The organism is Bacillus sp. URHA0034 (genome assembly GCF_056280405.1).
On record NZ_JBWCDK010000002.1, the window covers coordinates 1,828,001 to 1,854,815 of the forward strand.

Sequence of the window (26,815 nt, forward strand, 5' to 3'; positions counted from 1 at the left end):
TGTTAAATTGCCAGCTTCTGGTGCCGGCGAGAGGACTTGAACCCCCAACCTACTGATTACGATTCAGTTGCTCTACCAGTTGAGCTACACCGGCATAATTCATAAATCAATAATAGTATGGATACTCGACGTTAAGTTAACGTCATCCCGATCTCAGTAAGCTTATTCAAGCAGCTTTCGATCGGTATGCTGATGTTCACTCAAGGAAGCATAGTCTTTCGTGCTCTACCAGTTGAGCTACACCGGCATAATCAAAATAAAAGGTGGCTCAGGACGGAATCGAACCGCCGACACAAGGATTTTCAGTCCTTTGCTCTACCGACTGAGCTACTGAGCCACAAGATGGCGGTCTGGACGGGACTCGAACCCGCGACCTCCTGCGTGACAGGCAGGCATTCTAACCAACTGAACTACCAGACCAATTGCGGGGACAGGATTTGAACCTGCGACCTTCGGGTTATGAGCCCGACGAGCTACCGGACTGCTCCACCCCGCGATAATAGAAATTAAATTAAATGGTGGAGGATGACGGGATCGAACCGCCGACCCTCTGCTTGTAAGGCAGATGCTCTCCCAGCTGAGCTAATCCTCCGTATTAATAAGGTTACTTTCGCTAGAAAAAACCTTTAATGACCCCTACGGGATTCGAACCCGTGTTACCGCCGTGAAAGGGCGGTGTCTTAACCGCTTGACCAAGGGGCCATATGTATTATGGCGGAGAGCAAGGGATTTGAACCCTTGAGACAGGGTTACCCGCCTACACGATTTCCAATCGTGCTCCTTCGGCCACTCGGACAGCTCTCCATAAAAATGGCTCCGCAGGTAGGACTCGAACCTACGACCGATCGGTTAACAGCCGATAGCTCTACCACTGAGCTACTGCGGAATAATAGTATTACAGCCTGGCAACGTCCTACTCTCACAGGGACAAAGTCCCAACTACCATCGGCGCTGAGAAGCTTAACTTCCGTGTTCGGTATGGGAACGGGTGTGACCTTCTCGCCTTAATTACCAGACTATTTACTCGACACTATTTTATTATAATGTCTTTTTCATATTTTGCAAGAGGAAAATTATTTTTTTCATTCCCTCAAAACTAGATAATGTAGAAGAAAATTTGTAAAACCAAGTTTGTTCGCTTTAGACTATGGTTAAGTCCTCGATCGATTAGTATCAGTCAGCTCCACATGTCGCCACGCTTCCACCTCTGACCTATCAACCTGATCATCTTTCAGGGATCTTACTAGCTTGACGCTATGGGAAATCTCATCTTGAGGGGGGCTTCATGCTTAGATGCTTTCAGCACTTATCCCGTCCGCACATAGCTACCCAGCGATGCCTTTGGCAAGACAACTGGTACACCAGCGGTGCGTCCATCCCGGTCCTCTCGTACTAAGGACAGCTCCTCTCAAATTTCCTGCGCCCACGACGGATAGGGACCGAACTGTCTCACGACGTTCTGAACCCAGCTCGCGTACCGCTTTAATGGGCGAACAGCCCAACCCTTGGGACCGACTACAGCCCCAGGATGCGATGAGCCGACATCGAGGTGCCAAACCTCCCCGTCGATGTGGACTCTTGGGGGAGATAAGCCTGTTATCCCCGGGGTAGCTTTTATCCGTTGAGCGATGGCCCTTCCATGCGGAACCACCGGATCACTAAGCCCGACTTTCGTCCCTGCTCGACTTGTAGGTCTCGCAGTCAAGCTCCCTTGTGCCTTTACACTCTACGAATGATTTCCAACCATTCTGAGGGAACCTTTGGGCGCCTCCGTTACTCTTTAGGAGGCGACCGCCCCAGTCAAACTGCCCACCTGACACTGTCTCCCACCCCGATCAGGGGTGCGGGTTAGAATTTCAATACAGCCAGGGTAGTATCCCACCGACGCCTCCACCGAAGCTGGCGCTCCGGCTTCTCAGGCTCCTACCTATCCTGTACAAGCTGTACCAAAATTCAATATCAGACTACAGTAAAGCTCCACGGGGTCTTTCCGTCCTGTCGCGGGTAACCTGCATCTTCACAGGTACTATAATTTCACCGAGTCTCTCGTTGAGACAGTGCCCAGATCGTTACGCCTTTCGTGCGGGTCGGAACTTACCCGACAAGGAATTTCGCTACCTTAGGACCGTTATAGTTACGGCCGCCGTTTACTGGGGCTTCGATTCAGAGCTTCGCGTGAGCTAACCCCTCCTCTTAACCTTCCAGCACCGGGCAGGCGTCAGCCCCTATACTTCGCCTTGCGGCTTCGCAGAGACCTGTGTTTTTGCTAAACAGTCGCCTGGGCCTATTCACTGCGGCTCTTCGAGGCTATGAACCCCAAAGAGCACCCCTTCTCCCGAAGTTACGGGGTCATTTTGCCGAGTTCCTTAACGAGAGTTCTCTCGCTCACCTTAGGATTCTCTCCTCGCCTACCTGTGTCGGTTTGCGGTACGGGCACCTTTTATCTCGCTAGAGGCTTTTCTTGGCAGTGTGGAATCAGGAACTTCGGTACTATATTTCCCTCGCTGTCACAGCTCAGCCTTTACGAGAAGCGGATTTTCCTGCTTCTCAGCCTAACTGCTTAGACGCACATATCCAACAGTGCGCTTACCCTATCCTCCTGCGTCCCCCCATCACTCAAACGATAAAGAGGTGGTACAGGAATATCAACCTGTTGTCCATCGCCTACGCCTTTCGGCCTCGGCTTAGGTCCCGACTAACCCTGAGCGGACGAGCCTTCCTCAGGAAACCTTAGGCATTCGGTGGATGAGATTCTCACTCATCTTTCGCTACTCATACCGGCATTCTCACTTCTAAGCGCTCCACCAGTCCTTACGGTCTAGCTTCAACGCCCTTAGAACGCTCTCCTACCACTGACACCAACGGTGTCAATCCACAGCTTCGGTGATACGTTTAGCCCCGGTACATTTTCGGCGCAGAGTCACTCGACCAGTGAGCTATTACGCACTCTTTAAATGGTGGCTGCTTCTAAGCCAACATCCTGGTTGTCTAAGCAACTCCACATCCTTTTCCACTTAACGTATACTTTGGGACCTTAGCTGGTGGTCTGGGCTGTTTCCCTTTTGACTACGGATCTTATCACTCGCAGTCTGACTCCCACGGATAAGTCTTTGGCATTCGGAGTTTGTCTGAATTCGGTAACCCGATGAGGGCCCCTAGTCCAAACAGTGCTCTACCTCCAAGACTCTTACTACGTGAGGCTAGCCCTAAAGCTATTTCGGAGAGAACCAGCTATCTCCAAGTTCGATTGGAATTTCTCCGCTACCCACACCTCATCCCCGCACTTTTCAACGTGCGTGGGTTCGGGCCTCCATCCAGTGTTACCTGGACTTCACCCTGGACATGGGTAGATCACCTGGTTTCGGGTCTACGACCACATACTAAATTCGCCCTATTCAGACTCGCTTTCGCTGCGGCTCCGTCTCTTCAACTTAACCTTGCATGTAATCGTAACTCGCCGGTTCATTCTACAAAAGGCACGCTATCACCCATTAACGGGCTCTAACTACTTGTAGGCACACGGTTTCAGGAACTATTTCACTCCCCTTCCGGGGTGCTTTTCACCTTTCCCTCACGGTACTGGTTCACTATCGGTCACTAGGGAGTATTTAGCCTTGGGAGATGGTCCTCCCTGCTTCCGACCGGATTTCACGTGTCCGGCCGTACTCAGGATCCACTCAGGAGGGAACGAAGTTTCAACTACAGGGCTTTTACCTTCTATGACGGGCCTTTCCATACCGCTTCATCTACCCCGTTCCTTTGTAACTCCATGTTGAGTGTCCTACAACCCCAAGAGGCAAGCCTCTTGGTTTGGGCTAATCCCGTTTCGCTCGCCGCTACTTAGGGAATCGCGTTTGCTTTCTCTTCCTCCGGGTACTTAGATGTTTCAGTTCCCCGGGTCTGCCATCAATACCCTATGTATTCAGGTAAAGATACTGCTCCATTACGAGCAGTGGGTTCCCCCATTCGGAAATCTCCGGATCAAAGCTTACTTACAGCTCCCCGAAGCATATCGGTGTTAGTCCCGTCCTTCATCGGCTCCTAGTGCCAAGGCATTCACCGTGCGCCCTTTCTAACTTAACCTAAAAGGTTTTACTCTATTTAATAGAGAGAAAAAACTAAAATGGCGATTTTACTCGGTTTTTACTTGGTTTCTTCTATACGATTATCTAGTTTTCAAAGAACGAATATACTCTTGAGAGATTGTACTCTCAAAACTAAACAAACAAAAAGCGGTCAACTTCTTATCAGTCCGTAAGGACTGCATTATCCTTAGAAAGGAGGTGATCCAGCCGCACCTTCCGATACGGCTACCTTGTTACGACTTCACCCCAATCATCTGTCCCACCTTAGGCGGCTGGCTCCGAAAAGGTTACCCCACCGACTTCGGGTGTTACAAACTCTCGTGGTGTGACGGGCGGTGTGTACAAGGCCCGGGAACGTATTCACCGCGGCATGCTGATCCGCGATTACTAGCGATTCCGGCTTCATGTAGGCGAGTTGCAGCCTACAATCCGAACTGAGAATGGTTTTATGGGATTGGCTAGGCCTCGCGGCTTTGCTGCCCTTTGTACCATCCATTGTAGCACGTGTGTAGCCCAGGTCATAAGGGGCATGATGATTTGACGTCATCCCCACCTTCCTCCGGTTTGTCACCGGCAGTCACCTTAGAGTGCCCAACTGAATGCTGGCAACTAAGATCAAGGGTTGCGCTCGTTGCGGGACTTAACCCAACATCTCACGACACGAGCTGACGACAACCATGCACCACCTGTCACTCTGTCCCCCGAAGGGGAACGTCCTATCTCTAGGAGTGTCAGAGGATGTCAAGACCTGGTAAGGTTCTTCGCGTTGCTTCGAATTAAACCACATGCTCCACCGCTTGTGCGGGCCCCCGTCAATTCCTTTGAGTTTCAGCCTTGCGGCCGTACTCCCCAGGCGGAGTGCTTAATGCGTTAGCTGCAGCACTAAAGGGCGGAAACCCTCTAACACTTAGCACTCATCGTTTACGGCGTGGACTACCAGGGTATCTAATCCTGTTTGCTCCCCACGCTTTCGCGCCTCAGCGTCAGTTACAGACCAGAAAGCCGCCTTCGCCACTGGTGTTCCTCCACATCTCTACGCATTTCACCGCTACACGTGGAATTCCGCTTTCCTCTTCTGCACTCAAGTCCCCCAGTTTCCAATGACCCTCCACGGTTGAGCCGTGGGCTTTCACATCAGACTTAAAGGACCGCCTGCGCGCGCTTTACGCCCAATAATTCCGGACAACGCTTGCCACCTACGTATTACCGCGGCTGCTGGCACGTAGTTAGCCGTGGCTTTCTGGTTAGGTACCGTCAAGGTACCGGCAGTTACTCCGGTACTTGTTCTTCCCTAACAACAGAGCTTTACGACCCGAAGGCCTTCATCGCTCACGCGGCGTTGCTCCATCAGACTTTCGTCCATTGTGGAAGATTCCCTACTGCTGCCTCCCGTAGGAGTCTGGGCCGTGTCTCAGTCCCAGTGTGGCCGATCACCCTCTCAGGTCGGCTACGCATCGTCGCCTTGGTGAGCCGTTACCTCACCAACTAGCTAATGCGCCGCGGGCCCATCTGTAAGTGTCAGCCGAAACCGACTTTCAACTTTTCCTCATGAGAGGAAAAGGATTATCCGGTATTAGCACCGGTTTCCCGGTGTTATCCCAGTCTTACAGGCAGGTTGCCCACGTGTTACTCACCCGTCCGCCGCTAACCAACAGGAGCAAGCTCCTATTGATTCGCTCGACTTGCATGTATTAGGCACGCCGCCAGCGTTCGTCCTGAGCCAGGATCAAACTCTCCAAGAAAGTTGATTAGCTCATAATTTAAAACGTTGGCTTCATTTCATAAGAAATGAATATTATTGTTTGTTGACGTTTTTGTTTGTTTAGTTTTCAAAGAACAATCAATGTCACTCACAAGCGACTTTATTAATTTAACACATCAGCACTTATGATGTCAACACTTTTTTAAAACTTTTGAACCGTCACTTACGAAAGATATTTAGGAATGTTTCGCAGCGACGGTTATTAATATACCAAGTATTTTTAATAAGGTCAATACCTTTTATTGTTTTTTTAAAATAATTATGAGACGCGATAGCATCGATGAAAGACGCCAGTACCTTTGGTTTCTAAATTGACCACTTCTACTAAATGTTTTTCAATTAAATATTCAATCAGTACTGCTAAATCTACTGAATAAGGAATTAGTTCTTTCTCGTTCATAATTTCATTAAACAGCCAGTATTCCTTCCCCCGTAATACTTCCAATAAGTGAGCAGTTCCAATATTGGTTCTTGAGTGAATTAAAAACTCACTAGCCAAGAACAAAAGCTCCAATCTTTTTTCTAATGTCTCTTCGCTATTCACTAGTTCTACATACAATTTATAAATTTCCGGCTCTATTTGTTTTACCTGGTGCCATACCGTAAGTTCCGGATGGAGACCATTTTCAATTACAGCTAAACGCGCTAAATGGTGTAAGGAATGTACAACATAGTTATAGGCATCAAGAAATTGACCGCTTTCAAACAATGCTTTGCCATCGACATAACGGCGGATTAATTTAGCAAATTCTAAGCCCATTTTTACCTTTCTTCCATTAAACGGAAAGTCCCGGAGCTCTGTTTTTAAATTCAACACATACTCATTACGGTCAAACAGAATTTTAGCTTCATGTATCCATTCAAATATCTTTCGATTGGTCCCTAAAAGAAGCCATTCCTGGAGCTGTGCTTCTGACACGATATGCATCGCAGCCTTTTTGTCATCATAGGTATAATGTTTTATAAATAATGACTGGTCTGCCTCTTTTACGACGATCAACAAAATAACATCAAACGAATCAGTAATATGACTTGATTTCTGCTTTTTTTCGACTAACAAAACTCCTAGTGTATTGGATTGACTCGCCCTTTCTTGATAAATAGGCCGAAGGATGTCTTCCATTCATCATTCCTCCATTTTATTCAGGTAGCATTATATGTTCGACAGCGGAATCTAAATTCCTTCTTTCCCAAAAGACAATTTTCGACATTCTTTGTATTTTTTCTTAGAAAATAATTATGGTATAGTTTGTCTAGGAGGGAGAATCATGGCAAAATATTCGAGTAAAATAAATAAAATACGCACTTTTGCATTATCACTAATCTTTATTGGTTTCATTGTTATGTATATTGGGATTTATTTTCGGACTTCACCCCTTATTATGACCATCTTTATGCTTTTAGGGCTGCTTTTTATTATCGCTAGTACCGTTGTCTATTTTTGGATCGGAATGCTTTCAACCAAAACGATTCAAGTAAAGTGTCCAAGTTGCGGCAAACCCACCAAAATGCTGGGCCGGGTGGATATGTGCATGCACTGCCGTGAACCATTAACCTTAGACCAACGTCTCGAAGGTAAACAATTTGATGAATCCTATAACCATAAAAAAGAGAATTAATAAAAAGAGGATGACTAAAGCCTATTGGTGTTTAACAATAGGCTTGAGTCACCCTCTTTTTTTAAATAAAATAACCATTACATCAATTATCAATGCACTTCTTTACTAGCACATTCAGGACAAGATCCGTAAATCTCCATACGATGGTTATCCACTTTAAAGCCTGTTACATGTGAAGCTAAATGCTCCACCTCGTCGAGACCTGGATAGTGGAAATCAACGATTTTACCACAGCTTTGACAAATTACGTGGTAATGGTGGGAAGTGACAAAATCAAAACGAGCAGATGCATCCCCATAGGTTAACTCCTTAACAAGTCCAACTTCACGAAATACCCGTAGATTATTGTAAACTGTTGCCACGCTCATATTAGGGAATTTCCCTTCAAGGGCTTTATAAATTTCATCTGCTGTAGGATGTGACATTGAGTTTATTAAATATTCAAGTATCGCATGACGTTGCGGAGTAATTCGCACACCTGTATCCTTCAGGGTATCCAACGCTTCTTTTAACTGATTCATCGCCATGCACCTTCTTTCTAAAAGATATTATTAGATTATAATTGTTATAATTAATTTTACTAGGTCTTTTGTACGTTTGTCAATATTGTAATCTAATAAACACTACTTGTTGTTAACTAATTACCATGTAAAGTTTGTTCATTCTGTCCTAATTGATAATTAACGTATCTAGCTGTTACAAACAACAGATCTGAAAGCCGATTTAAATATGCTAAAACCAGCGGATTCACTTCATCACCTAACGAAACTGCACACCGTTCAGCTCTCCGTGCGATTGTTCGAGCCATATGGAAGGCAGCACCTGCGGGGTGTCCTCCAGGAAGAATAAAATTAGTGAGTCCCGGCAGTGTTACATCCCAATCATCAATTTGTTTTTCTAATTGTTCAATATCGGAAGCTTCAAGTTTCCATTTTACTTCCTTACCTGAAGGTGTAGCCAATTCAGCCCCGGCATGGAAAAGGTTTGTTTGTATTTTATGATATACAGTTTCAATTATTTCTTTTCCTTGAAAATTTTCATTCTTTAAGTAACTTAAGGCAAGACCGATCATAGAGTTTGTTTCATCACATGTTCCATAAGCTTCGACCCGGATATCATTTTTTGCAACCCTTTGGCCATAAATTAACGAGGTCGTTCCTTTATCACCTGTTTTGGTATAGATTTTCATTTGCTTACCTCCATTATCAATATTTTATTTACTTTTTACTTATGTATATTAGAGTGGGGCCATTTTCTTCATCTTAACACCTATACTTATATTTGAAAAATTGTAATCATGGTATTCATTAACATAAAAAAAAAGGGTCACTGTGGACCCAAATAGTTTTATCTGAGGAGGTATGCCCTAATAGAATGATATTCATTTATGCTTATCTTGCATTGGACAAATGCCTTATCTTGAGAAAATAGGCTTTCAAGTATGTAAATCGCTATCTCCAAAGAGCATCGATTCCTTGATATCCGAAATATATACCAAAAACAACTAAGGATGCACCAGAAATAATGGATATGGCAATTAAACTTTTAGCACTCAGAAGTTTTCGGAACCCAGTTGTTAGAGCCGCCACAAATATATCCCAAAAAGTCAAGCCGAGAAAGATCATACTGCTATAGATTAAAAGTGACTCAGTGCCGTTTGTTTGGGCTGTTTTCGCAAGAACAGATCCATAAATTCCGAGCCAAAAAAGGATCGATAACGGACTTGTAATCGATAATATAAACCCGGTCAAGAAACATTTGTATAGAGGCTCTTTATGACGGCTATATGACAGTGTGATTGTATTAGCATTTTTTATACTTTCAAAGCCTGAATAAATAAGCACAAAACCACCAAATAGCCAAAGGAAAATTTGTACGATTGAGATGCCAAGAAATTGAACCATCCCTAGGTATACCAAAAGCATAAAAAGCCCATCTGCCATCATCGAGCCAACCCCAACAAACCAAGCATGCCAAAAACCATTTTTAATCCCCTTATCCAGGCGCGCTGAATTAACCGGGCCAATCGGAGCCGCTAAGGTAAATCCTAAAATAATATAACTGATTAGTATGCTAACGCTCAATAAAACCACTCCACCCGCTGTTTAATCAACTTGTACATTTTATGAAAGAAATTGCTAAGTCATGTCCAAAAAATGAGAAAACGGAAAGATAGATGAACTCCTTCCCCTGCATTAAATTGATGCAGAAAGGAATAATAAAAAATATTTAGTTAGAATTGGAGGAAAAAGGATGAAATCCACTGAAAACGCGTTATCCATATTCGCTCTTGGCGGTATTAATGAAATCGGAAAAAACATGTATGTTGTTCAGTATGAAGACGATATTTTTATTATTGATTGTGGTGGAAAATTTCCTGATGAAAGCTTATTGGGGATTGATTTAATTATTCCTGACATGACTTATCTAGAGGAGAATCAGGACAAAATTAGAGCCTTAATTGTAACCCATGGCCATGAGGACCATATTGGCGGTATTCCCTACTTTTTAAGAAAATTAAAGGTGCCTATTTATGCTACGCGGTTTACACTTGGACTAATTGAATTAAAAATAGACGAGCATAGACTAAAAGGAGATTCCAAACTGATTACGATCGACTCTAACTCAAAATTGGAATTCGGCCAGATTCAAATTTCCTTTTTTAAAGTTAGCCATAGCATTCCTGACTGCCTTGGAATTGTTTTCCATACTCCGGAAGGGAATGTAGTCCACACAGGTGATTTCAAATTTGATCTAACACCTGCTAATAATCAATTTTCCGATATACATAAAATGGCAGAAATTGGTCAAAAAGGTGTTTTAGCTTTAATATCAGAAAGTACCAATGCTGAGCGGAAAGGTTTAACCCCTTCCGAACAAATGGTCGGATCCCATATGGACGAAGCCTTCATCAAGGCAAGAGGGAAAATTTTCATTTCAACTTTTGCATCTAATGTCAATCGGGTTCAACAAGTAGTGGAATCTGCATTAAAAGTAAATCGGAAGTTGGCCTTATTGGGCCGAAGTATGGTGAATGTTGTTAATGTAGCGATTGAACGCGGTTATTTAAACGTTCCTGAAGGAATGTTGATTGACGCTGGAGAGGTGGATAAACTTCCTGCAGAGAAGGTTGCCATTCTCTGTACTGGCAGTCAAGGCGAACCCATGGCTGCACTTTCTAGACTTGCAAGTGGAAATTACCGAGATGTCGCCATATATCCTGGAGATACAGTGATTTTAGCCGCTTCCCCGATTCCTGGAAACGAAAAGGATGTTTCAAAAATTATCGATAATTTATTTCAGCTAGGCGCCAGGGTCATCTACGGTTCTGGCAGCACAACTGGAATGCATGTTTCGGGACATGGATATCAGGAAGACCTAAAGCTGATGCTGACATTAATGAAACCAACCTATTTCATTCCTATTCATGGTGAATACCGTATGCTGCACCATCACCGTATGTTAGCTGAATCGGTTGGAGTGGAAAAAGGCAATACCTTTATTATTAAAAATGGAGACGTTGTCGATATCAAAAATGGGAATGCACGGCAGACCCGTTCCGTTCCATCCGGAGATACCTACGTAGATGGCATTGGTGTTGGCGATGTTGGCGATATTGTATTACGGGATAGAAAACAGTTGTCTGAAGATGGAATGCTCGTTATTGTCATCACTATTAGCAAAGGCGACCGGAAAATCATTTCAGGGCCAGATACTATTACCCGCGGGTTTGTTTATGCAAGGGACTCGGATGAACTGCTAAAAGAGGTAAACCGCCTTGTTAAAAAGACAGTGAATGACATGCAAACAGAAAATATCCGCCAATGGAATGTAATTAAACAAAACATTAAAAAGTCCATTGGACAGTATTTATTCACTCAAACGAAGCGAAAGCCAATGATTCTCCCAATTATTATTGAAATCTAAAGAGAATACAAAAAAGGATGTTCACAATTACTGTGAAACATCCTTTTTCATTACTTTAATTATTTAAATCATATAAACCCGGGCTATGTTCGTTTGGCATGTCCGGCAGGACCGGAACAGGATAGCCATTTGGAGGCGGCACAACTTGAAGTGTACCATCATTCCTACTTGGGGACTCACCTTGGAAGATTTGGCCAATGAGTGTATCATCCAATCTGAAATTGAATTGAGCATTGTGGAAGCCCATTTCCACATATTTACGGCATTCTGGATACTTATTAATATCATAATTAGGCACTGGAAAGATTTTTGCCCAATCCACACCTAAGGTTTCTAACGCCTTAGCAAATGCATTTTGATGTGCGTTATCTCTAACGATCAAGAAAGCCAATGTTTCTCTAAAGGTCTTATTAGAACTCATCTCATAAATACGTGACTTTTGCAAAACGCCTGTTGACTCCAACACCAGATTGTCCAATAAATCGCTAACTAAGTTTCCATGACTATAAACATAATTTCCATTCCACGGATTACCAGCGGCATCTACAGGCAATGAGGCCTGTGCTCCCATAATAAAGTGATGTGGGTTGGCGTGTTTGATTGCTTCTTCAAGCGGAGCGCCAGTACTTCCCCCTGCCCCTACTGCCTCTTCCCCAGAACCATTTAAAAGCTGATTGATGGTCGTCTGGACAAGCTCAACATGGCTGATTTCCTCTAGGAAAACACCTCTAATTAAATCACGGTATTGCTTTTGGTTTCCTCGGAAGTTTGAACTTTGGAAAAAGAATTGCATCATAGTCCGCATCTCCCCAAATCTTCCGCCCAAGGTTTCTTGAAGTACCTTTGCTGCGGATGGATCTGGTTTATCTGGGACAATCATGTTTATTAAATCTTCTTTATAAAAGTACAAAATAATTCCCCCTAATAATTTGATTTGAATACCTGTTTAGCATTTCCAAACTATTACCCCTTAACCATATTATTAAGGAGGTTATTGTGAAAAATACTGAAACGAATCAAACCTTTTAGGGGGGGGAAATCACATTAAATTATCTTTTACATACTGCAAGGCTTCTTCTACATGTCCCTTTACCTTTACTTTACGCCACTCTTTAACTAGCTTTCCTTCCTTATCAATAACAAACGTCGACCGTTCAATTCCCATATATTCTTTTCCAAAATTCTTTTTTAGCTTCCAAACTTCATATTGATCTGCCACTTTATGTTCTTCATCCACTAAGAGCAAGAAAGGCAAATTATACTTTTCAATAAATTTTTCATGCTTCTCTTGAGGGTCCGGGCTAATTCCGAGAATCACGCAATCTAACTCAGTAAAGCTTTGATGGTAATCGCGAAAGTCACATGCCTGTGTGGTGCATCCCGGAGTCATGTCTTTCGGATAGAAATATAAAACTATGTTCTTTCCTCTATAATCTGCTAAGCTCACATTTTCTCCATTTGTATCCTTTAATTCAAAATCTGGTGCCTGCTTGTTTATTTGAATCGTCATTTTTACCTCTTCCTTTACTAAGTTATCTATTCGTTCATTTGCCGTTTGCTAATATTGTTATCCATAGCGTAACCAAACTCAACTAATAACACAACTATATCACCAACAAGAGGTTACTTTTCATTATTTAGCACAACTCTGGCAACAAATGCCGCCGGTAATGTATAGCCAATTAATGCCTCGATAACAGCAATCATTCTTCCTAATCCTTGTGGGAGCACATCACCGTTGCCTACTGAAAAAAGCGTCATCGCACTAAAATAAAAGCTTGTTTCAAAAATATTATGATCAGGGTGATTCACCTCACGAAGCAGAGAAATACCGATTAAATTAAACAGAATGTAAATTAGTCCAAAACCCAGAATGATCGTTAAATAGACAGCTCCTAAATATAAAAAGTTCTCAACAGAAACAATTTTCCCTCGAAGCGTGTTAGGAATAAATAGGGTACGCAGACTCATGAAAATGCAGAATATGACAATCGGGAGCAAGAAATAGAACACAGACACCACCCCTAATAGAAATACGCGTTATTCTATTCCTATGCAGGCTTGGACAATAAAATATCAAAAAAAGGCATAAGCCACGCTATTAAAAAAAGAGGGTTTTCCCCTGTACTAATTCCCTGCCCCTCGATATTTTTTTACCCCTTGATTCCAAAGCATAATGGAAAGCATAAAGAAAATGACTCCAATGACTGGTGTTAGGAATGAATACCAATACCATTCTTGTTTTTCAAGAAAAAACGCCGCAGGGTACACACCCACAAAAGCAAACGGTAATATCCACGTTAAAACAAAGCGAATTAATTGATTATAAATATTCACCGGATATCTGCCGTAACTGCTGATATTATACATCATTGGCATCAGAGACGTCCTTGCATCAGCCCAAAAGCTAATACATGCTAGCAAAATAAAGATACCGCCATATACAAGTGCTCCACCTATAACAAAAATAATAAACAAGATCGGGTCATACCAATCTATATCTAAATGAAGCCTGCTCCCGGTATAAAACATGATGACCAGACCTGTTATTGCCCCTAACAGTGATTCAAGTTCAAGTCGTTCCAGAATAATTTGAAATAGGCTGTGGATAGGCCTTGTTAATATTCGGTCAAATTCTCCCTTTACAATGTAGCGCTCGTTAAAATCCCAAATATTAAAAAAGGCTGAAAAAACCGCATATGGTACTAAGAAAAAGCCGTAGATAAATATAATTTCATCCCTTGTCCATCCATGCAGTAATTGAGTATGTCCAAAGACAACTAAGATGAAGATAAGATTAATGGCTTGCGAGAGTAAATCGGAGAAAAACTCAACCAACACATCTGCACGGTATTGGAACCTTGTTTTTAGATATTGTGATAGGTATTGAAAAAACATGGATAGATAAAACACAGATTAACCTCCTTGAATAATCAACTGTTTTTTCGCTAGATGCCAAAGTAAATAAATTGGCAGCAGTAAGATGATTACCCAAATAAATTGCTGTCCGATAGCTGCTATCGCCTGTTCATGTGAAAAACCTTTGGTAAAAATCATACTGGGCGTATAACTAATTCCCTGAAATGGCAAAAAGCCCATTATGGTTTGTGCCCATCCAGGAAAAAAACTAATTGGCAAAAGAAGTCCTGAAAACAAATCAATCAAAACTCGCTTTGCACGAATTAGACCGGCATTATTATATAAGAAGAAAGTGGTTATTCCCGTTAATAAATTTAGCTCAGTATTTATAAAAAAGCTCAATATAATAGAAATCGCAAATAATCCCCAAACACTTAGATCCCAAGTGAATTGAATCGGGAAAATAAAATAAACGATAATAAGCCCAGGCGCGGAAAAGAAGAACAGTCTAAAGATTCCTTCTCCCAAGCCCTGCATCGATTTCATCCCTAAATAGTTGTAGGGTCTGATTAGTTCAATCGCGACTTTCCCTTCCATGATTTCCTGAGCCATTTCACGGTCAAGATTATTAAAATAAAAGGCCCTTGCCATCCAGGAAACGGCTACATACGTAGTCATTTGGACAACCGAAAGTCCTTGGATTTGTTCTTTCCCTCCATAAATAGCCGTCCATAGAAAATAATAAACACCAATATTAATACTATAAATCAGAATCCCCGTATAATAATCAGAACGGTATGCCAGCATCATTAAAAAACGGATTCTAATCATCTCTAAATATTTATCCAACTTCCACAGCACCCTTTTCATAGATATTTCGAATGATTTCTTCTGTTGAAGTTTCATTAATTTTTACATCTTTAATTTGAAATGAAGCAACGATTCGGGCGATTACCTGTGAAATTAATTCTTCTCGATCCTCTACTGTAGCAGTAAAAATTTGGTCTTTTTGATCTAATTCCCATACTACCGGCAGTCCGCTAGTGATATTTTGTACATCTGTCATGTCGACCGACTCAAGAAATTGGAATTCCAATTCTTTCTGATCGCCCCATTTTTCCTTTAGTTCCCTCAATGCCCCGTCATAAATTACTTTTCCTTCATCAAGCATAACAACGCGCTCACACAATGCCTCAATATCAGATAGGTCATGAGTTGTCAGTAGAATCGTAGTGTTGTACTTTTCATTGATTTCCTTTAAAAATTCCCTGATTTTCAGCTTTACTAACACATCTAATCCGATGGTCGGTTCATCTAGAAACAGTAATGGCGGGTTATGAATTAAAGCGGCCGCAAGCTCGCAGCGCATCCTTTGACCTAATGACAACTTCCGAACCGGCTTGTCTAAAAGTGGTTCAATATCCAATGTATTAATGACATGATTCATATGCTGGTTATAATCTTCATCAGAAACTTTATAAACTTTTTTCAACAAGCGGAAGGACTCCTGCACAGCAATATCCCACCATAATTGCGAGCGCTGCCCAAAAACAACGCCAATCGTTTGCACAAATCGTTCCCGTTCCTTATGTGGATTCATCCCGTTTACGATGATTTCACCCGATGTCGGCGTTAGAATCCCAGTCAGCATTTTAATAGTGGTCGATTTCCCTGCCCCATTTTCGCCAATGTATCCCACCATTTCTCCTTTTTTGACTGTAAAATTAATATCATTTACGGCAGGAACAACTTTATAATTACGAGTAAATAAATCCCGGAACGCACCTTTCAAACCGGAACGGCTGGAATAGGCTTTAAACTCTTTTCGTAAATTTTTAACTTGTATTACATTTTCCATTAATATTCCTCCTGACACATTGCCCTAAATAATTAGTTTAGCCAAATAAGTTCGATTAAACAACTATCCTTAATTACAACAAATTTCCGAAAATATAAAACAGATAGAAGTCAACTTAAAAAGTGTTAAAATAAAGAGATACGTAAATAAGGAGGAAAGATTGTGCGATTTACAAATTCAGAAAGATTACATAATGAAGCGTTAGAACACATTGTAGGAGGAGTTAACAGCCCTTCAAGGTCTTTTAAGGCAGTTGGCGGCGGTTCCCCTGTGGTCATGGAACGTGGTCAAGGCGCTTATTTTTGGGACGTCGACGGCAATCAATATATTGATTATCTCGCAGCTTATGGTCCAATTATTACCGGCCACGCCCATCCACATATTACCGAAGCGATTAAGCGTGCTGCTGAGACCGGGGTCCTCTATGGAACTCCAACCCCTCATGAGGTAAAATTCGCTAAAATGCTAAAGGAAGCAATTCCATCTCTAGATAAAGTTCGTTTTGTTAACTCCGGGACAGAAGCCGTTATGTCCACCATCCGTGTTGCTCGTGCCCATACCGGTCGTGATAAGATTATTAAATTTGCCGGTTGTTATCATGGACATTCGGACCTTGTTCTAGTTGCCGCGGGTTCAGGTCCATCAACACTGGGTACACCGGATTCAGCGGGTGTGCCAAAGAGCATTGCCCAAGAAGTCATTACTGTTCCATTCAATGATATCGAACCATTTAAACAAGCATTAGAAAAATGGGGCGATCAGGTTGCAGCTGTATTAGTAGAACCAATCGTTGGAAACTTTGGGATTGTTGAACCAAAGCCAGGTTTCTTACAGCAGGTGAATGACCTCACCCATGATGCTGGTGCACTGGTTATCTATGATGAAGTCATTACAGCCTTTCGTTTTATGTATGGTGGTGCACAGGATTTATTAGGGGTACAGCCGGATTTAACCGCCTTAGGTAAAATTATCGGCGGAGGACTGCCAATCGGGGCATATGGCGGCCGCAAAGAAATTATGGAAAAGGTCGCACCATTAGGAACAGCCTACCAGGCTGGTACGATGGCTGGGAACCCTGCTTCCATGCTTTCTGGAATCGCCTGCCTTGAAGTATTAAAGCAAGACGGAGTTTATGAGTACTTGGACCAGTTAGGAGCTATGCTCGAAGAGGGAATCTTAGATGCTGCTAAGGAGTATGGTATTGAGATAACCATTAACCGTTTGAAAGGAGCTCTAACTGTTTATTTTACAAATGAAATAATTGAAAACTATGAGCAGGCTGAAAATACTGACGGAGAAATGTTTGGTAAATTTTTTAAACTTATGCTTCATCAAGGTATTAATCTAGCACCATCAAAATATGAAGCTTGGTTTTTAACCATTGCTCATACAAAAGAAGACATTGAAGCTACATTACACGCGGTAAGAAATGCATTTTCTTCACTTAAATCCGAATAATTATGCATTTTTTATGCACGAAGGGGAGTGGGAAACACTCCCTTTTATTTTTGAAATACGAATGAAAACGGTTACATAAACATGTTTCTTCCTGAATTTGCATAATTTTTAGAGCACTTTTTTATCCAAAACAATGTATATTTATTTGATTTCTGAAAATTCTTGTGATAATATATGCTTATTATTTCTTTTTTTTGAATCTTTAACTTTCACCTAAATAAAAAGTTAATAAATTCATTCTGAAAGTAGACTCATAATCCAAAAGTTTCATAGGAGGTGAAACGGCTTTAACGGTGAACCGATGAAGCCATGAATAATGTCACAAAACTGGACCCCTTCCCTATTTAAAGATTTCCATAAACAAGAACATGATGCCTGTGGAATTGTTGCTTGTCTTGAAAAAAGCAAAATCCCAACAAGAAAAAATATTTTTGACTGTATAGAGGCCCTTGTTACCATGAACCATCGTGCTGGTTTTATTAACGGCGAAGGAGATGGTGTTGGGATTCATATGGATATTCCAACTAAGCTTTGGAAACAGAAACTAACTGCAGCAGGTATTGAACCAAATCTTGTAGACCAAGAGGATTTTGCTGTTGGTCATGTTTTCATCAGCCAAAAGGTTAACTGGGAGTCTACCAAACAAGAACTACAAGAAAAGCTAGAAAAATATGAGCTTTCCTTAGTTTTTGAAACAGATGAAGTTACAGACTCTTCAGCACTTGGCCCAATTGCCATCCAAGAGAATCCTGTATTCTGGCAATTTGCCTGTGTTTCTTCCAAAAAAGGCAAGGAACTGACAAAGAATCTTTTTGATGCCCTTATTGACTTTGAGACAAACGAGCAAGTTCATGTCGCATCACTTAGTCAAAATCATGTAGTTTATAAAGTAATGGGTGCAGGAGATATTTTGCCTCGTTACTATCATGACCTAGCGAATCCACTTGTCGCTTCAACTATGACACTAGGACATAATCGTTATTCTACTAATACTCTATCAAGCTTTTTCCGAGTGCAGCCATTTAGTGTTCTAGGTCACAATGGTGAAATCAATACAATTGCCAAGCTTCGTGACGAAGCACGAATGATTGGAGTACCTTTAGTCAAAGACGGAAGTGACTCCCAAGATTTAAGCCGTACGATAGAGACGTTAATTTCTCGTGACGGATACTCATTATTTGAAACAATGGATCTTTTATTCCCGCCAATCATAAATGAAATCAAGGCATACCCTGAACATCTTCAGGATTTATATACCTATCTTCGTGAGGCATGGGGACATTTTGCTCAAGGACCAGCAGGAATTATCTCGCGCTATGGTGATGAGGCAGTATTTAGTGTGGATGCTTTAGGATTACGTCCACTATGGATGCTTGAAACGGAAAGCTCTTATCTTTTCTCCTCTGAACCTGGAATTATTCCTTCAAGTGAATATGTCAATGAACCAAAACCATTGGCACCTGGTGAGAAGGTTGGATTTAAATGGAACGGTGATACATTAGACGTTTACGAGCAAAATCGTTACCAAAACGAAGTATTCAACCGTTTCAATGATCGCTTAAGCTTAAGTGGATCAAGAGTAAGGCTTCAGCCTCCAACATTAACTAAAACCGTTACAATGAGTTATCCAGATAAAATTCACAACGGACAATATAAGGCATTTGGCTGGGAACGTGATCATATCCAACTAATTGAACAAATGGCAGAAAAAGGTGTAGAGCCTATTCGTTCACTTGGCCATGACGCCCCGCTTGCAGCACTTAACCCTGAACGCGTTAATATCGCTGACTATATTAAAGAAAGTGTTGCCGTGGTAACAAACCCTGCTATTGACCGTGACCGTGAAACAGAGCACTTCTCAACTCGTGTTATTATTGGAAAACGGCCAGTCTTGTTTGCTGCCGAGAAAGCAAGTGCAGTTATTGAGCTTACTACTCCCCTATTATTAGAAGGAAAAGCTGGCTTCACTTGTGCAGAAGACTTAGGACAGCCTAGCTTTGATCAGTTAGTTCAGTATTTCCAAGAGCAGAAATTAGCTGCCTTTATTTCTACTACCTTTGCTGGAAACGAAAAATTAGATGAGGCACTAGAAAGACTGGCAACTGAAGCAGTTCAAGCCGTTCAAGCAGGTAAAACACTGCTAATCCTAGATGATGCGAAAGCACATCAAGAGGATTCCTATTGGATTGATCCTCATTTAGTTACTTCTGCTATTGATCAAGCATTAGTAAAAGCTGAGGTAAGAAGAGATTGTTCCTTACTATTACGGTCTGCGGGGATTCGCTCACTTCATGACATTATTACCGTTTTCGGTTTAGGTGCAGATTTGATTAGTCCGTATTACATGTTCTTAACGGTGTTAGATGAAACTTCAAAGCCTTTAACAAACCTATATAGCGCCCTTACAAAAGGGTTAGAAAAGGTCATTTCGACGATTGGAATTCATGAGCTGCGCGGTTATGGCAGACTATACTCAAGCATTGGCTTACATGAAGAAGTGGCCAAGGTATTAAACATTATCAACTTCTTTGGTTCAACTGAAATCGCGATGGACTTCGAAGCAATGAAGCTTGAATCTATCAAAAGAGCAGCAGATTACCAGAATGATAAAGAAAGAGTCGGCAAAACGTTCCACCTCTTCCCACGTATTTGGAAAGCAATTGGTGAAGTTGCAGCTACCGGTGACTATAGCGCATATCGTGATAAAATCACTGAGCAAGAAGAACAAAATCCGACTACTATTCGTCATTTAGTATCACTTAAAAAGAGTAACAAACAAGTATCACCAGAAGAAGTTAGTCTTCGTGTCGGTGAACATGATCTACCATTCTTAATTTCCTCGATGTCATTTGGCTCGCAAAACGAAATTGCCTTTAGAGCATATGCTGAAGGTGCTGATCGTTTGAATATGGTGAGTTTGAATGGTGAAGGCGGCGAAATTAAGGATATGCTAGGTAAATATCCTAAAACAAGAGGACAGCAAATCGCTTCCGGCCGTTTTGGGGTAAATGCGGAACTGTTAAACTCTTCAAACCTATTAGAAATTAAAATTGGTCAGGGTGCTAAGCCTGGTGAAGGCGGACACTTACCTGGATCAAAGGTTACAGCAAAGGTTGCAGCCGCTCGTAATGCAACACTCGGATCCGATTTGATCTCACCATCTAATAACCATGATATCTATTCAATTGAAGATTTGGCCCAAATGATTTTAGAATTAAAAACGGCCAATGACCAAGCTAAAATTGCGGTTAAAGTACCTGTCGTACCTAATATCGGTACTATTGCAGTCGGAATCGCAAAAGCCGGTGCCGATATCATCACACTAAGCGGCTTTGATGGCGGTACAGGTGCGGCTAGAATTCATGCCCTTCAATATGTTGGTTTACCTGTTGAAATTGGCGTTAAAGCAGCTCACAATGCCCTATTAGAAAGCGGTCTTCGTCATAAAGTAGAAATTTGGGCAGATGGCGGTATGAAGAGTGCAAATGATGTGATCAAAATTATGCTTTTAGGTGCTAACCGTGTTGGATTCGGTACACTAGCGATGCTGTCAATTGGCTGTACAACTTGCCGCGGCTGTCATTTGGATACTTGCCATGTTGGTATTGCTACCCAGATTGAATCAGAAGCACAGGCAAAAGACCATGGACTACGTCGTTTTGTTCCTAGACAATTCGATTTAGCCGTTCAGGGAATTATGAACCTCTTTACTGCATTTGGTTCCGAATTAAAAGCTCTTGCCGCTTCATTGGGAATTAAAAATTTACAAGATGCAGTTGGCCATTCTGAATTACTTGAACAGATTAAGGGAGATAATCAACTAGACCTTTCTTACCTGTTAAAATCACTTGAAATCAGTCAATTTTCAAAGGTTGAAGCTTCAAAATCAATGGAAGAAGTTCAAATGCAGGTGGCTGCAGGTGCTGAATATCTTGATGCAAGTGTAGACCAGCTTCATTCTTCACGTGAGTTCTTTAGTGTAACATCTGAACAAAGGGTATTAGGCAGCCGGGTATCCTGCCACCGTGTCCGCGGCAGATTAGATGGTTCCTATAAGCAGCTGGCACCTGTTCAGCTCAAATATAAGGAAGGCTCTATCCCTGGTAATGGATTAGGTGCTTATAATAGCGAAGGAATTGAAATTACTGTCAATGGCGGTGGTCAAGATGGTGTTGGAAAAACTTCCTTCGGCGGTAATATTCACGTTCTTAAATCTAAAGGTAAAAACGGCCGTTATCTCAATGGTTCAGTCGGTAAAGGTTTCGGTTACGGTGCTCAAAAAGGTCTTCTTGTTGCTCAAGGAAATGCCGATGCCCGTGCAGGAATCCGTCTCTCTGGAGCTGATTTGATTATTGGCGGTGCTCTTAGGAAGCCTCTCCCAGAGAAAGAAGCTGGAAATATTGGAGCAAACGCAAATATCAAAGGTTTTGCCTTTGAATATATGACAAATGGCCGCGGCCTTGTTCTTGGTGATCCAGGACCATGGATTTGCGCAGGTATGACCGGTGGTGTTGTTTATGTTCGTCAACAACCTGAAATGGGTCTAACCATAGAGGCAATTCAACGCCGTGTAGCAAAAGGTGCCAAAGTTTCTGTTGTCACTTTAGATGAAAAAGGCAAAAAAGATATTAATGAACTATTAGGTCAATACACAGCTTTACTGGCTCAAAATGGTCAAACTGAAGAGGCAGAACAGCTTAGAAGCCTTTTAGTAAATCCAGAAAATCACTTTGTACAAATTCTTCCTGTAAAAGAGCAGGCAGATCCATCAGTTTCTACAGAATGATGATTAGAAAAGCGTAAGCACCCGTTTAGCGGCGTATGGCCTGGAGTGCTTCGACTGAGATAAAGGAAACACGGAGCTCGAGTCGATTCGATGTTGACTTATCGTAGGGAGAAGCACGAAGGACATTAACCGCTGGGTGCTGGAGCTAGACAATCTGACTATTAAGCAAAAAACGGCCGCTAATGTTAGCGGCCGTTTTTTTTTACATTTTTTTAATATCATCCGAATATATAAATTGATATAATATCTCTTGATAATATGGGGTAAACATTGTATAGTACATATTTGTTATTCATTGAAAAGATAAACGAACATTTGAAAGGAAACTAATTAAATGAAGTTAGGTGCCCGCATTTTAAAAACGGGAATAGCCATTGCATTGTCCCTTTTCACAGCCCAGATGCTGCATTCCCCCTCCCCTGTCATGGCCGGGATTGCTGCCATCTTTGCGATTCAACCGACTATATATCGCTCCTATTTGACCATTATTGAACAGATTCAAGGAAATATTATCGGCGCTTTGTTTGGAGTCATTTTTGTTCTTCTTTTAGGCAATCACATCATTGTGATCGGATTGGCAGCAATTAGTGTCATTCTTTTAAACCTTAAGTTTAAACTCGAGAATACAATTGGTTTGTCACTTGTGACCTTAATTTCCATCATGGAAATGCCAAGTGATAATTTTATTCAGTTGGCCGCTATTCGTTTCTCGACGATCATGATTGGGGTATTTTCTGCTTTTCTAGTTAATCTTATCTTTATGCCTCCTAAGTATGAAAATAAGCTTTATTTTAAGATTGTGAATACAACAGAGGATATTATTAAATGGATTCGCTTAAGCACCAGACATGACTATGATCACCAATTACTAAAAGCAGATATTAAAACATTCAAAGACAGCATTCAGTCAATGGAGCAGCTGTATACATTGTACAAAGAAGAACGCAGTTATTTTAAAAAAGTAAAGCTGGAAAAATCACGTAAGTTAGTTATTTACCGCCAATTAAATTTAACAGCTAAAAAGGCCTTGGATACGTTAAAAAGGCTGCATCGATTTGAAAATGAAATTTTACAGCTTCCTGAAAGCTTTAGAGAGTCTATTCAAGATCAGTTAGACAGCTTAATCTACCATCATGAACAGGTCTTACTCCGTTTTATTGGGAAAGTCCCTACCCCAACCACAGGTGATAAAGAAACAAATTATATTAATAAAAAAGAGCTATTTGATTTTTATTTAATGCATGTAAGAGAAAATGATGATCACGATAATCCGCACTTATATCATTCCATGCAACTAATCGCGACTATAATCGATTATGGCGAACAGGTCGAGCATCTTGATACTTTAATAATCAGCTTTCATTGCTATCATCATAACGAAATCTCGATTGAAGAAGACCACGAGTAATAGACCCCAGCAATTTTTCATCGCTGGGGTCCTTTTTATCCTATATTTATATAGAAGTCTGCTTTTCCTTTTCTTCCTGAGGAGCATTAAGCGGAGTTTCTTCTGTATTTTCAAGCTGCTGCACCTGAAATAACCTATAATAATTACCCTGCTTTGCCATCAGTTCCTCATGAGTGCCAATCTCGACAATTTGACCATGTTCGATCAGAACAATCCGATTGGCATGCGTAATTGTCGATAAACGATGTGCTACAATAAAGGTCGTTCTATCTTTAGCCAGCTCCTCCAGGGACTCCTGTATGAGATGTTCACTTTCTAAGTCTAGGGCTGACGTCGCTTCATCCAAAATTAAGATAGGAGGATTTTTTAAGAATACCCTGGCTATTGCAACACGCTGCTTTTGACCTCCTGAAAGCTTTACTCCCCGTTCCCCTACTTTAGTGTTATACCCTTCTGATAGGTTTAAGATAAACTCATGTGCGTTTGCTGCTTTGGCTGCTTCATATACCTCTTCTTCAGTCGCACCGGGCTTCCCTAATAAAATATTATCTTTAACCGATTCACTAAATAAAATATTGTCTTGAAAAACAACACCTATGTTGTCTCTAAGAGTTTGAACCTTAAATTCGCCAATATCCACTCCATCTAGGGTGATTCTTCCTTTTGTTACATCATAGAAACGAGGAATGAGACTGACGAGGGTTGATTTTCCTCCTCCGCTCATCCCAACAAGTGCAATGGTTTCCCCTTTTTTAACATTTAAATGGATGTCTTTTAATACCATTTCATCGTCTTTATCGTAAGAAAAGAAAACATGTTCGAAAGATATATCGCCTTTTACGTTTGTACATTCCCGAGCTCCTGGCTTATCCACTATGTCATATTTCTCGTCCAGCAATTCAAATACCCGGTCCATTGAAGCAAATGATTGAGTGATAGTAGTCGATGAATTCACAAGTCTTCTTAAGGGATTATATAGTTTATCAATATAGGCAAAAAAAGCGACCATAGTTCCCAATGACAATTGATGATCAATCACTAGATAAGCCGAGTATCCAATCACAATTAATGGTGCGATATCAGTAATCGTGTTAACTGCTGCGAATGACTTGGCGTTCCAGCTTGTGTGCTGTAAGGCTTTTTCTAAAAAGTTTTTATTCCGCTTATCAAACTGTGTTTGTTCAAACTTCTCTATTGCAAAGCTCTTAATAACTGGCATTCCCTGGACTCTTTCGTGCAAATAACTCTGTACCTCGGCTAAAGCTTGTGAGCGATTCCTTGTTAATTTCCTCAGGTTTCCAAAAAAATACCGTACAGAAAAGGCATAAAACGGAAATAACAAAATCGATACCACGGTCAATTTAACGTTCATATAAAACATAAAAATAATGGCAATAACGATAGTGGCAATATCAAGCCAAAGGTTCATTAATCCTGATATAACAAAAGTCTTCGTCTGCTCCACATCATTAATCATCCGAGAAATGATTTCTCCAGCACGGTTATTTGAAAAATACCGAAAACTGAGCTTTTGAATATGGGTATACATCTGATCACGAATATCATATAAAATTTTGCTTGAGGTCCATTGAGCAAAGTACTGACGGTAATATTCGATCGGTGGTCTTAGTATGACAAAGACAACTAGCATTACACCCATAATAAGCATTAGTTTAGTAACCTTTTCGTGATGGGACAGCCCGTGGTTCCCAATAATATCATCCACCACATATTTGATTAGCATCGGGATAATCAGCGGGATGGAAAATTTCACAAGGCCAATGATGATTGTCCAAAAAATTTGTAAACGATACGGCTTAACATATTGCAGATATCTGCGAATACTGCTCAAGAAATCCCCCTCCTCTTCAACAGAAAATTTAAACAGATAAGAACCTGTTGCTCTCGGAACAACAGGTTCTTTTACAGTTGTTTCATTTACCGCCTGTAAGTTAAATAACGTTCATACCAAATGTCAATAAAATCAGGTGCAAAAGGGCCATTACGCTGCCGAATCCATTGAATTAGTTTATCAACATTTCTTTTTAGAATTTTATCTATGACATCGGGATAGTTCATTTCACGACGATGCCGTTCATACTCATCTTCGTCTAGTAAGTTAAAGGTCATATCAGGATACACTTTGATATCGAGGTCATAATCAATATACTTTAGTGCTTCACCATCAAAAATAAAAGGTGAACTAATATTACAGTAATAGTAAATACCGTCTTCACGGATCATTCCTATAACGTTGAACCAGTATTGTGAATGGAAATAACAGATTGCAGGCTCTCTCGTAATCCAGGTTCTCCCGTCCGACTCTGTTACAAGTGTCCGGTCATTTCCGCCAATAACCAAATTCTGCGACCCTTTCAAAACGGTTGTTTCTTCCCAGACGCGATGGATGTGCCCATTGTGTTTATAGCTATGTATTTGCATTGGTTCACCTTCGATGGGTACGACCATTTTCTCCCCTACCTTCATTTCTGAACGCTTTGAAACCTATTCTTACCATGTAAATACGACAAAAGGTTACAAAGTAAAATTCCTATTTTCTATTATTATAACGGTTAAGGCAAGAATTTAAAACAAAAGAGCCAGAATTCACTGGCTCTTTGTAAAAAATTGTGTAATTTATCCCTGTTTTGGCTGAAAAATTACAGCGAAGGAGTTAAATTCATTTCCCGATACGAATTGATAACTTCTTCTGTTTGCTTTTCAAAAATATGTTGTATCTCTTTCAGCTCTCTTTTCATGGCCTGGATATCGTTTTGAACGCTCTCCAAATTGGTTGCATTTTGTAATGACTGGAGCTCTTCCTCGATTTGCTGGCATCGCTCAAGTTCAGCTTGGAGATATAGTAATTTTTCCATGGTCACCATTTGTTCGGAAACTAATCGGTTAAATTGATCCATTTCCCTCACCGCCTTATTTTTTAGCTACTTTATGTATTCTGGAAAAACTCCCTTTTCCCTTTGACTACTTCTGTAAACATACAGGAAGTTTTGTCGAAAACAGAAAAGCAGAAGCTTCTTGAACAGGGGCGCAAG

18 protein-coding genes, 8 tRNA genes and 3 rRNA genes are annotated in these 26,815 nt (G+C 41.2%); 5 read left to right on the plus strand and 24 right to left on the minus strand.

What is annotated here, in order from left to right; genetic code table 11:
* Positions 1–18: 18 nt before the first annotated feature.
* The 12 genes from ACZ9EE_RS10785 to ACZ9EE_RS10840 form a co-directional block, all read right to left on the minus strand.
* Positions 19–94 (minus strand) — tRNA-Thr (locus ACZ9EE_RS10785).
* A 170-nt stretch (positions 95–264) separates the two neighbouring features.
* A tRNA-Phe gene (locus tag ACZ9EE_RS10790) sits at positions 265–337 on the minus strand.
* Positions 338–343: 6 nt separating this feature from the next.
* Positions 344–420 (minus strand) — tRNA-Asp (locus ACZ9EE_RS10795).
* A gap of 2 nt (positions 421–422) precedes the next feature.
* Positions 423–496: transfer RNA gene (locus ACZ9EE_RS10800), tRNA-Met, on the minus strand.
* A gap of 20 nt (positions 497–516) precedes the next feature.
* Positions 517–592: transfer RNA gene (locus ACZ9EE_RS10805), tRNA-Val, on the minus strand.
* 38 nt (positions 593–630) lie between these two features.
* Positions 631–702: transfer RNA gene (locus ACZ9EE_RS10810), tRNA-Glu, on the minus strand.
* Between the two features lie 10 nt (positions 703–712).
* Positions 713–804: transfer RNA gene (locus tag ACZ9EE_RS10815), tRNA-Ser, on the minus strand.
* Positions 805–811: 7 nt separating this feature from the next.
* Positions 812–886 (minus strand) — tRNA-Asn (locus ACZ9EE_RS10820).
* A gap of 14 nt (positions 887–900) precedes the next feature.
* Positions 901–1,016 (minus strand): 5S ribosomal RNA (gene rrf, locus ACZ9EE_RS10825).
* A gap of 131 nt (positions 1,017–1,147) precedes the next feature.
* Positions 1,148–4,083: ribosomal RNA gene (locus tag ACZ9EE_RS10830) — 23S ribosomal RNA — on the minus strand.
* Between the two features lie 193 nt (positions 4,084–4,276).
* Positions 4,277–5,827 (minus strand): 16S ribosomal RNA (locus ACZ9EE_RS10835).
* Together the 16S, 23S and 5S rRNA genes with 8 tRNA genes alongside form the textbook arrangement of a ribosomal RNA operon.
* 279 nt (positions 5,828–6,106) lie before the next feature.
* Positions 6,107–6,970, minus strand: coding sequence for a nucleotidyltransferase-like protein (locus ACZ9EE_RS10840; RefSeq protein WP_476026930.1), 864 nt, complete (start codon positions 6,968–6,970; stop codon positions 6,107–6,109).
* Positions 6,971–7,115: 145 nt separating this feature from the next.
* Between ACZ9EE_RS10840 and ACZ9EE_RS10845 the strand changes: the two genes are divergently transcribed.
* Entirely contained in the window at positions 7,116–7,466 is a 351-nt protein-coding gene (locus ACZ9EE_RS10845; protein WP_476026932.1) for a YgzB family protein, read from the plus strand.
* Between the two features lie 89 nt (positions 7,467–7,555).
* Here ACZ9EE_RS10845 and perR read toward each other — a convergent pair whose 3' ends face one another.
* The 3 genes from perR to ACZ9EE_RS10860 all read right to left on the minus strand — a co-directional run bounded on the left by perR (position 7,556) and on the right by ACZ9EE_RS10860 (position 9,550).
* Positions 7,556–7,993 (minus strand): peroxide-responsive transcriptional repressor PerR, encoded by a 438-nt coding sequence (perR, locus tag ACZ9EE_RS10850; protein ID WP_335503182.1) that lies wholly within the window; start codon positions 7,991–7,993, stop codon positions 7,556–7,558.
* Positions 7,994–8,103: 110 nt separating this feature from the next.
* The gene (locus ACZ9EE_RS10855) at positions 8,104–8,655 is read right to left on the minus strand and encodes a cob(I)yrinic acid a,c-diamide adenosyltransferase (RefSeq protein ID WP_476026934.1); all 552 of its coding nucleotides are present in this window, start codon (positions 8,653–8,655) and stop codon (positions 8,104–8,106) included.
* A 262-nt stretch (positions 8,656–8,917) separates the two neighbouring features.
* The gene (locus ACZ9EE_RS10860) at positions 8,918–9,550 is read right to left on the minus strand and encodes a LysE family transporter (RefSeq protein WP_476026936.1); all 633 of its coding nucleotides are present in this window, start codon (positions 9,548–9,550) and stop codon (positions 8,918–8,920) included.
* A gap of 169 nt (positions 9,551–9,719) precedes the next feature.
* On the opposite strand from ACZ9EE_RS10860, the gene ACZ9EE_RS10865 reads away from it, so the two are divergent.
* Positions 9,720–11,393 carry a ribonuclease J gene (locus ACZ9EE_RS10865; RefSeq protein ID WP_476026938.1) on the plus strand — a complete coding sequence of 558 codons (1,674 nt, stop codon included), beginning with the start codon at positions 9,720–9,722 and terminating at the stop codon, positions 11,391–11,393.
* A 55-nt stretch (positions 11,394–11,448) separates the two neighbouring features.
* Here ACZ9EE_RS10865 and ACZ9EE_RS10870 read toward each other — a convergent pair whose 3' ends face one another.
* From ACZ9EE_RS10870 to ACZ9EE_RS10895, 6 genes are all read right to left on the minus strand, one after another.
* Positions 11,449–12,303 (minus strand): manganese catalase family protein, encoded by an 855-nt coding sequence (locus ACZ9EE_RS10870; RefSeq protein ID WP_476026940.1) that lies wholly within the window; start codon positions 12,301–12,303, stop codon positions 11,449–11,451.
* Positions 12,304–12,432: 129 nt separating this feature from the next.
* A complete protein-coding gene (gene bcp / locus ACZ9EE_RS10875) occupies positions 12,433–12,903 on the minus strand; it encodes a thioredoxin-dependent thiol peroxidase (RefSeq protein WP_476026942.1) in 471 nt (156 codons plus the stop codon).
* Between the two features lie 113 nt (positions 12,904–13,016).
* Positions 13,017–13,406, minus strand: coding sequence for an ion channel (locus ACZ9EE_RS10880; RefSeq protein ID WP_476026944.1), 390 nt, complete (start codon positions 13,404–13,406; stop codon positions 13,017–13,019).
* A 114-nt stretch (positions 13,407–13,520) separates the two neighbouring features.
* Positions 13,521–14,306 carry an ABC transporter permease gene (locus ACZ9EE_RS10885; RefSeq protein ID WP_476026946.1) on the minus strand — a complete coding sequence of 262 codons (786 nt, stop codon included), beginning with the start codon at positions 14,304–14,306 and terminating at the stop codon, positions 13,521–13,523.
* Positions 14,307–14,309: 3 nt separating this feature from the next.
* Positions 14,310–15,101: an ABC transporter permease gene (locus tag ACZ9EE_RS10890; protein ID WP_476026948.1), complete on the minus strand. Its 792-nt coding sequence runs from the start codon at positions 15,099–15,101 to the stop codon at positions 14,310–14,312.
* On the minus strand, positions 15,094–16,110 hold the full coding sequence (locus ACZ9EE_RS10895; RefSeq protein ID WP_476026950.1) for an ABC transporter ATP-binding protein: 1,017 nt from the start codon (positions 16,108–16,110) through the stop codon (positions 15,094–15,096). Before ACZ9EE_RS10895 ends, ACZ9EE_RS10890 begins: the two co-directional genes overlap by 8 nt.
* Positions 16,111–16,272: 162 nt before the next feature.
* Here ACZ9EE_RS10895 and ACZ9EE_RS10900 point away from each other — a divergent pair, with 162 nt between their 5' ends.
* From ACZ9EE_RS10900 to ACZ9EE_RS10910, 3 genes are all read left to right on the plus strand, one after another.
* Positions 16,273–17,568, plus strand: a complete 1,296-nt coding sequence (locus tag ACZ9EE_RS10900) for a glutamate-1-semialdehyde 2,1-aminomutase (protein ID WP_476026952.1) — start codon at positions 16,273–16,275, stop codon at positions 17,566–17,568.
* Positions 17,569–17,884: 316 nt separating this feature from the next.
* A complete protein-coding gene (locus ACZ9EE_RS10905) occupies positions 17,885–22,354 on the plus strand; it encodes a glutamate synthase-related protein (protein ID WP_476026954.1) in 4,470 nt (1,489 codons plus the stop codon).
* A gap of 334 nt (positions 22,355–22,688) precedes the next feature.
* Complete coding sequence (locus tag ACZ9EE_RS10910; protein WP_476026956.1) at positions 22,689–23,762, plus strand: FUSC family protein; 1,074 nt, start codon at positions 22,689–22,691, stop codon at positions 23,760–23,762.
* Positions 23,763–23,808: 46 nt separating this feature from the next.
* Here the strand turns inward: ACZ9EE_RS10910 and ACZ9EE_RS10915 are convergent, their stop codons facing one another.
* From ACZ9EE_RS10915 to ACZ9EE_RS10925, 3 genes are all read right to left on the minus strand, one after another.
* On the minus strand, positions 23,809–25,614 hold the full coding sequence (locus ACZ9EE_RS10915) for an ABC transporter ATP-binding protein (RefSeq protein WP_476026958.1): 1,806 nt from the start codon (positions 25,612–25,614) through the stop codon (positions 23,809–23,811).
* Positions 25,615–25,700: 86 nt separating this feature from the next.
* Positions 25,701–26,231 carry a nucleoside tri-diphosphate phosphatase gene (gene ntdP / locus ACZ9EE_RS10920; RefSeq protein WP_101647593.1) on the minus strand — a complete coding sequence of 177 codons (531 nt, stop codon included), beginning with the start codon at positions 26,229–26,231 and terminating at the stop codon, positions 25,701–25,703.
* A 191-nt stretch (positions 26,232–26,422) separates the two neighbouring features.
* The gene (locus ACZ9EE_RS10925; RefSeq protein ID WP_476026961.1) at positions 26,423–26,680 is read right to left on the minus strand and encodes a YgaB family protein; all 258 of its coding nucleotides are present in this window, start codon (positions 26,678–26,680) and stop codon (positions 26,423–26,425) included.
* Positions 26,681–26,815: the final 135 nt, after the last annotated feature.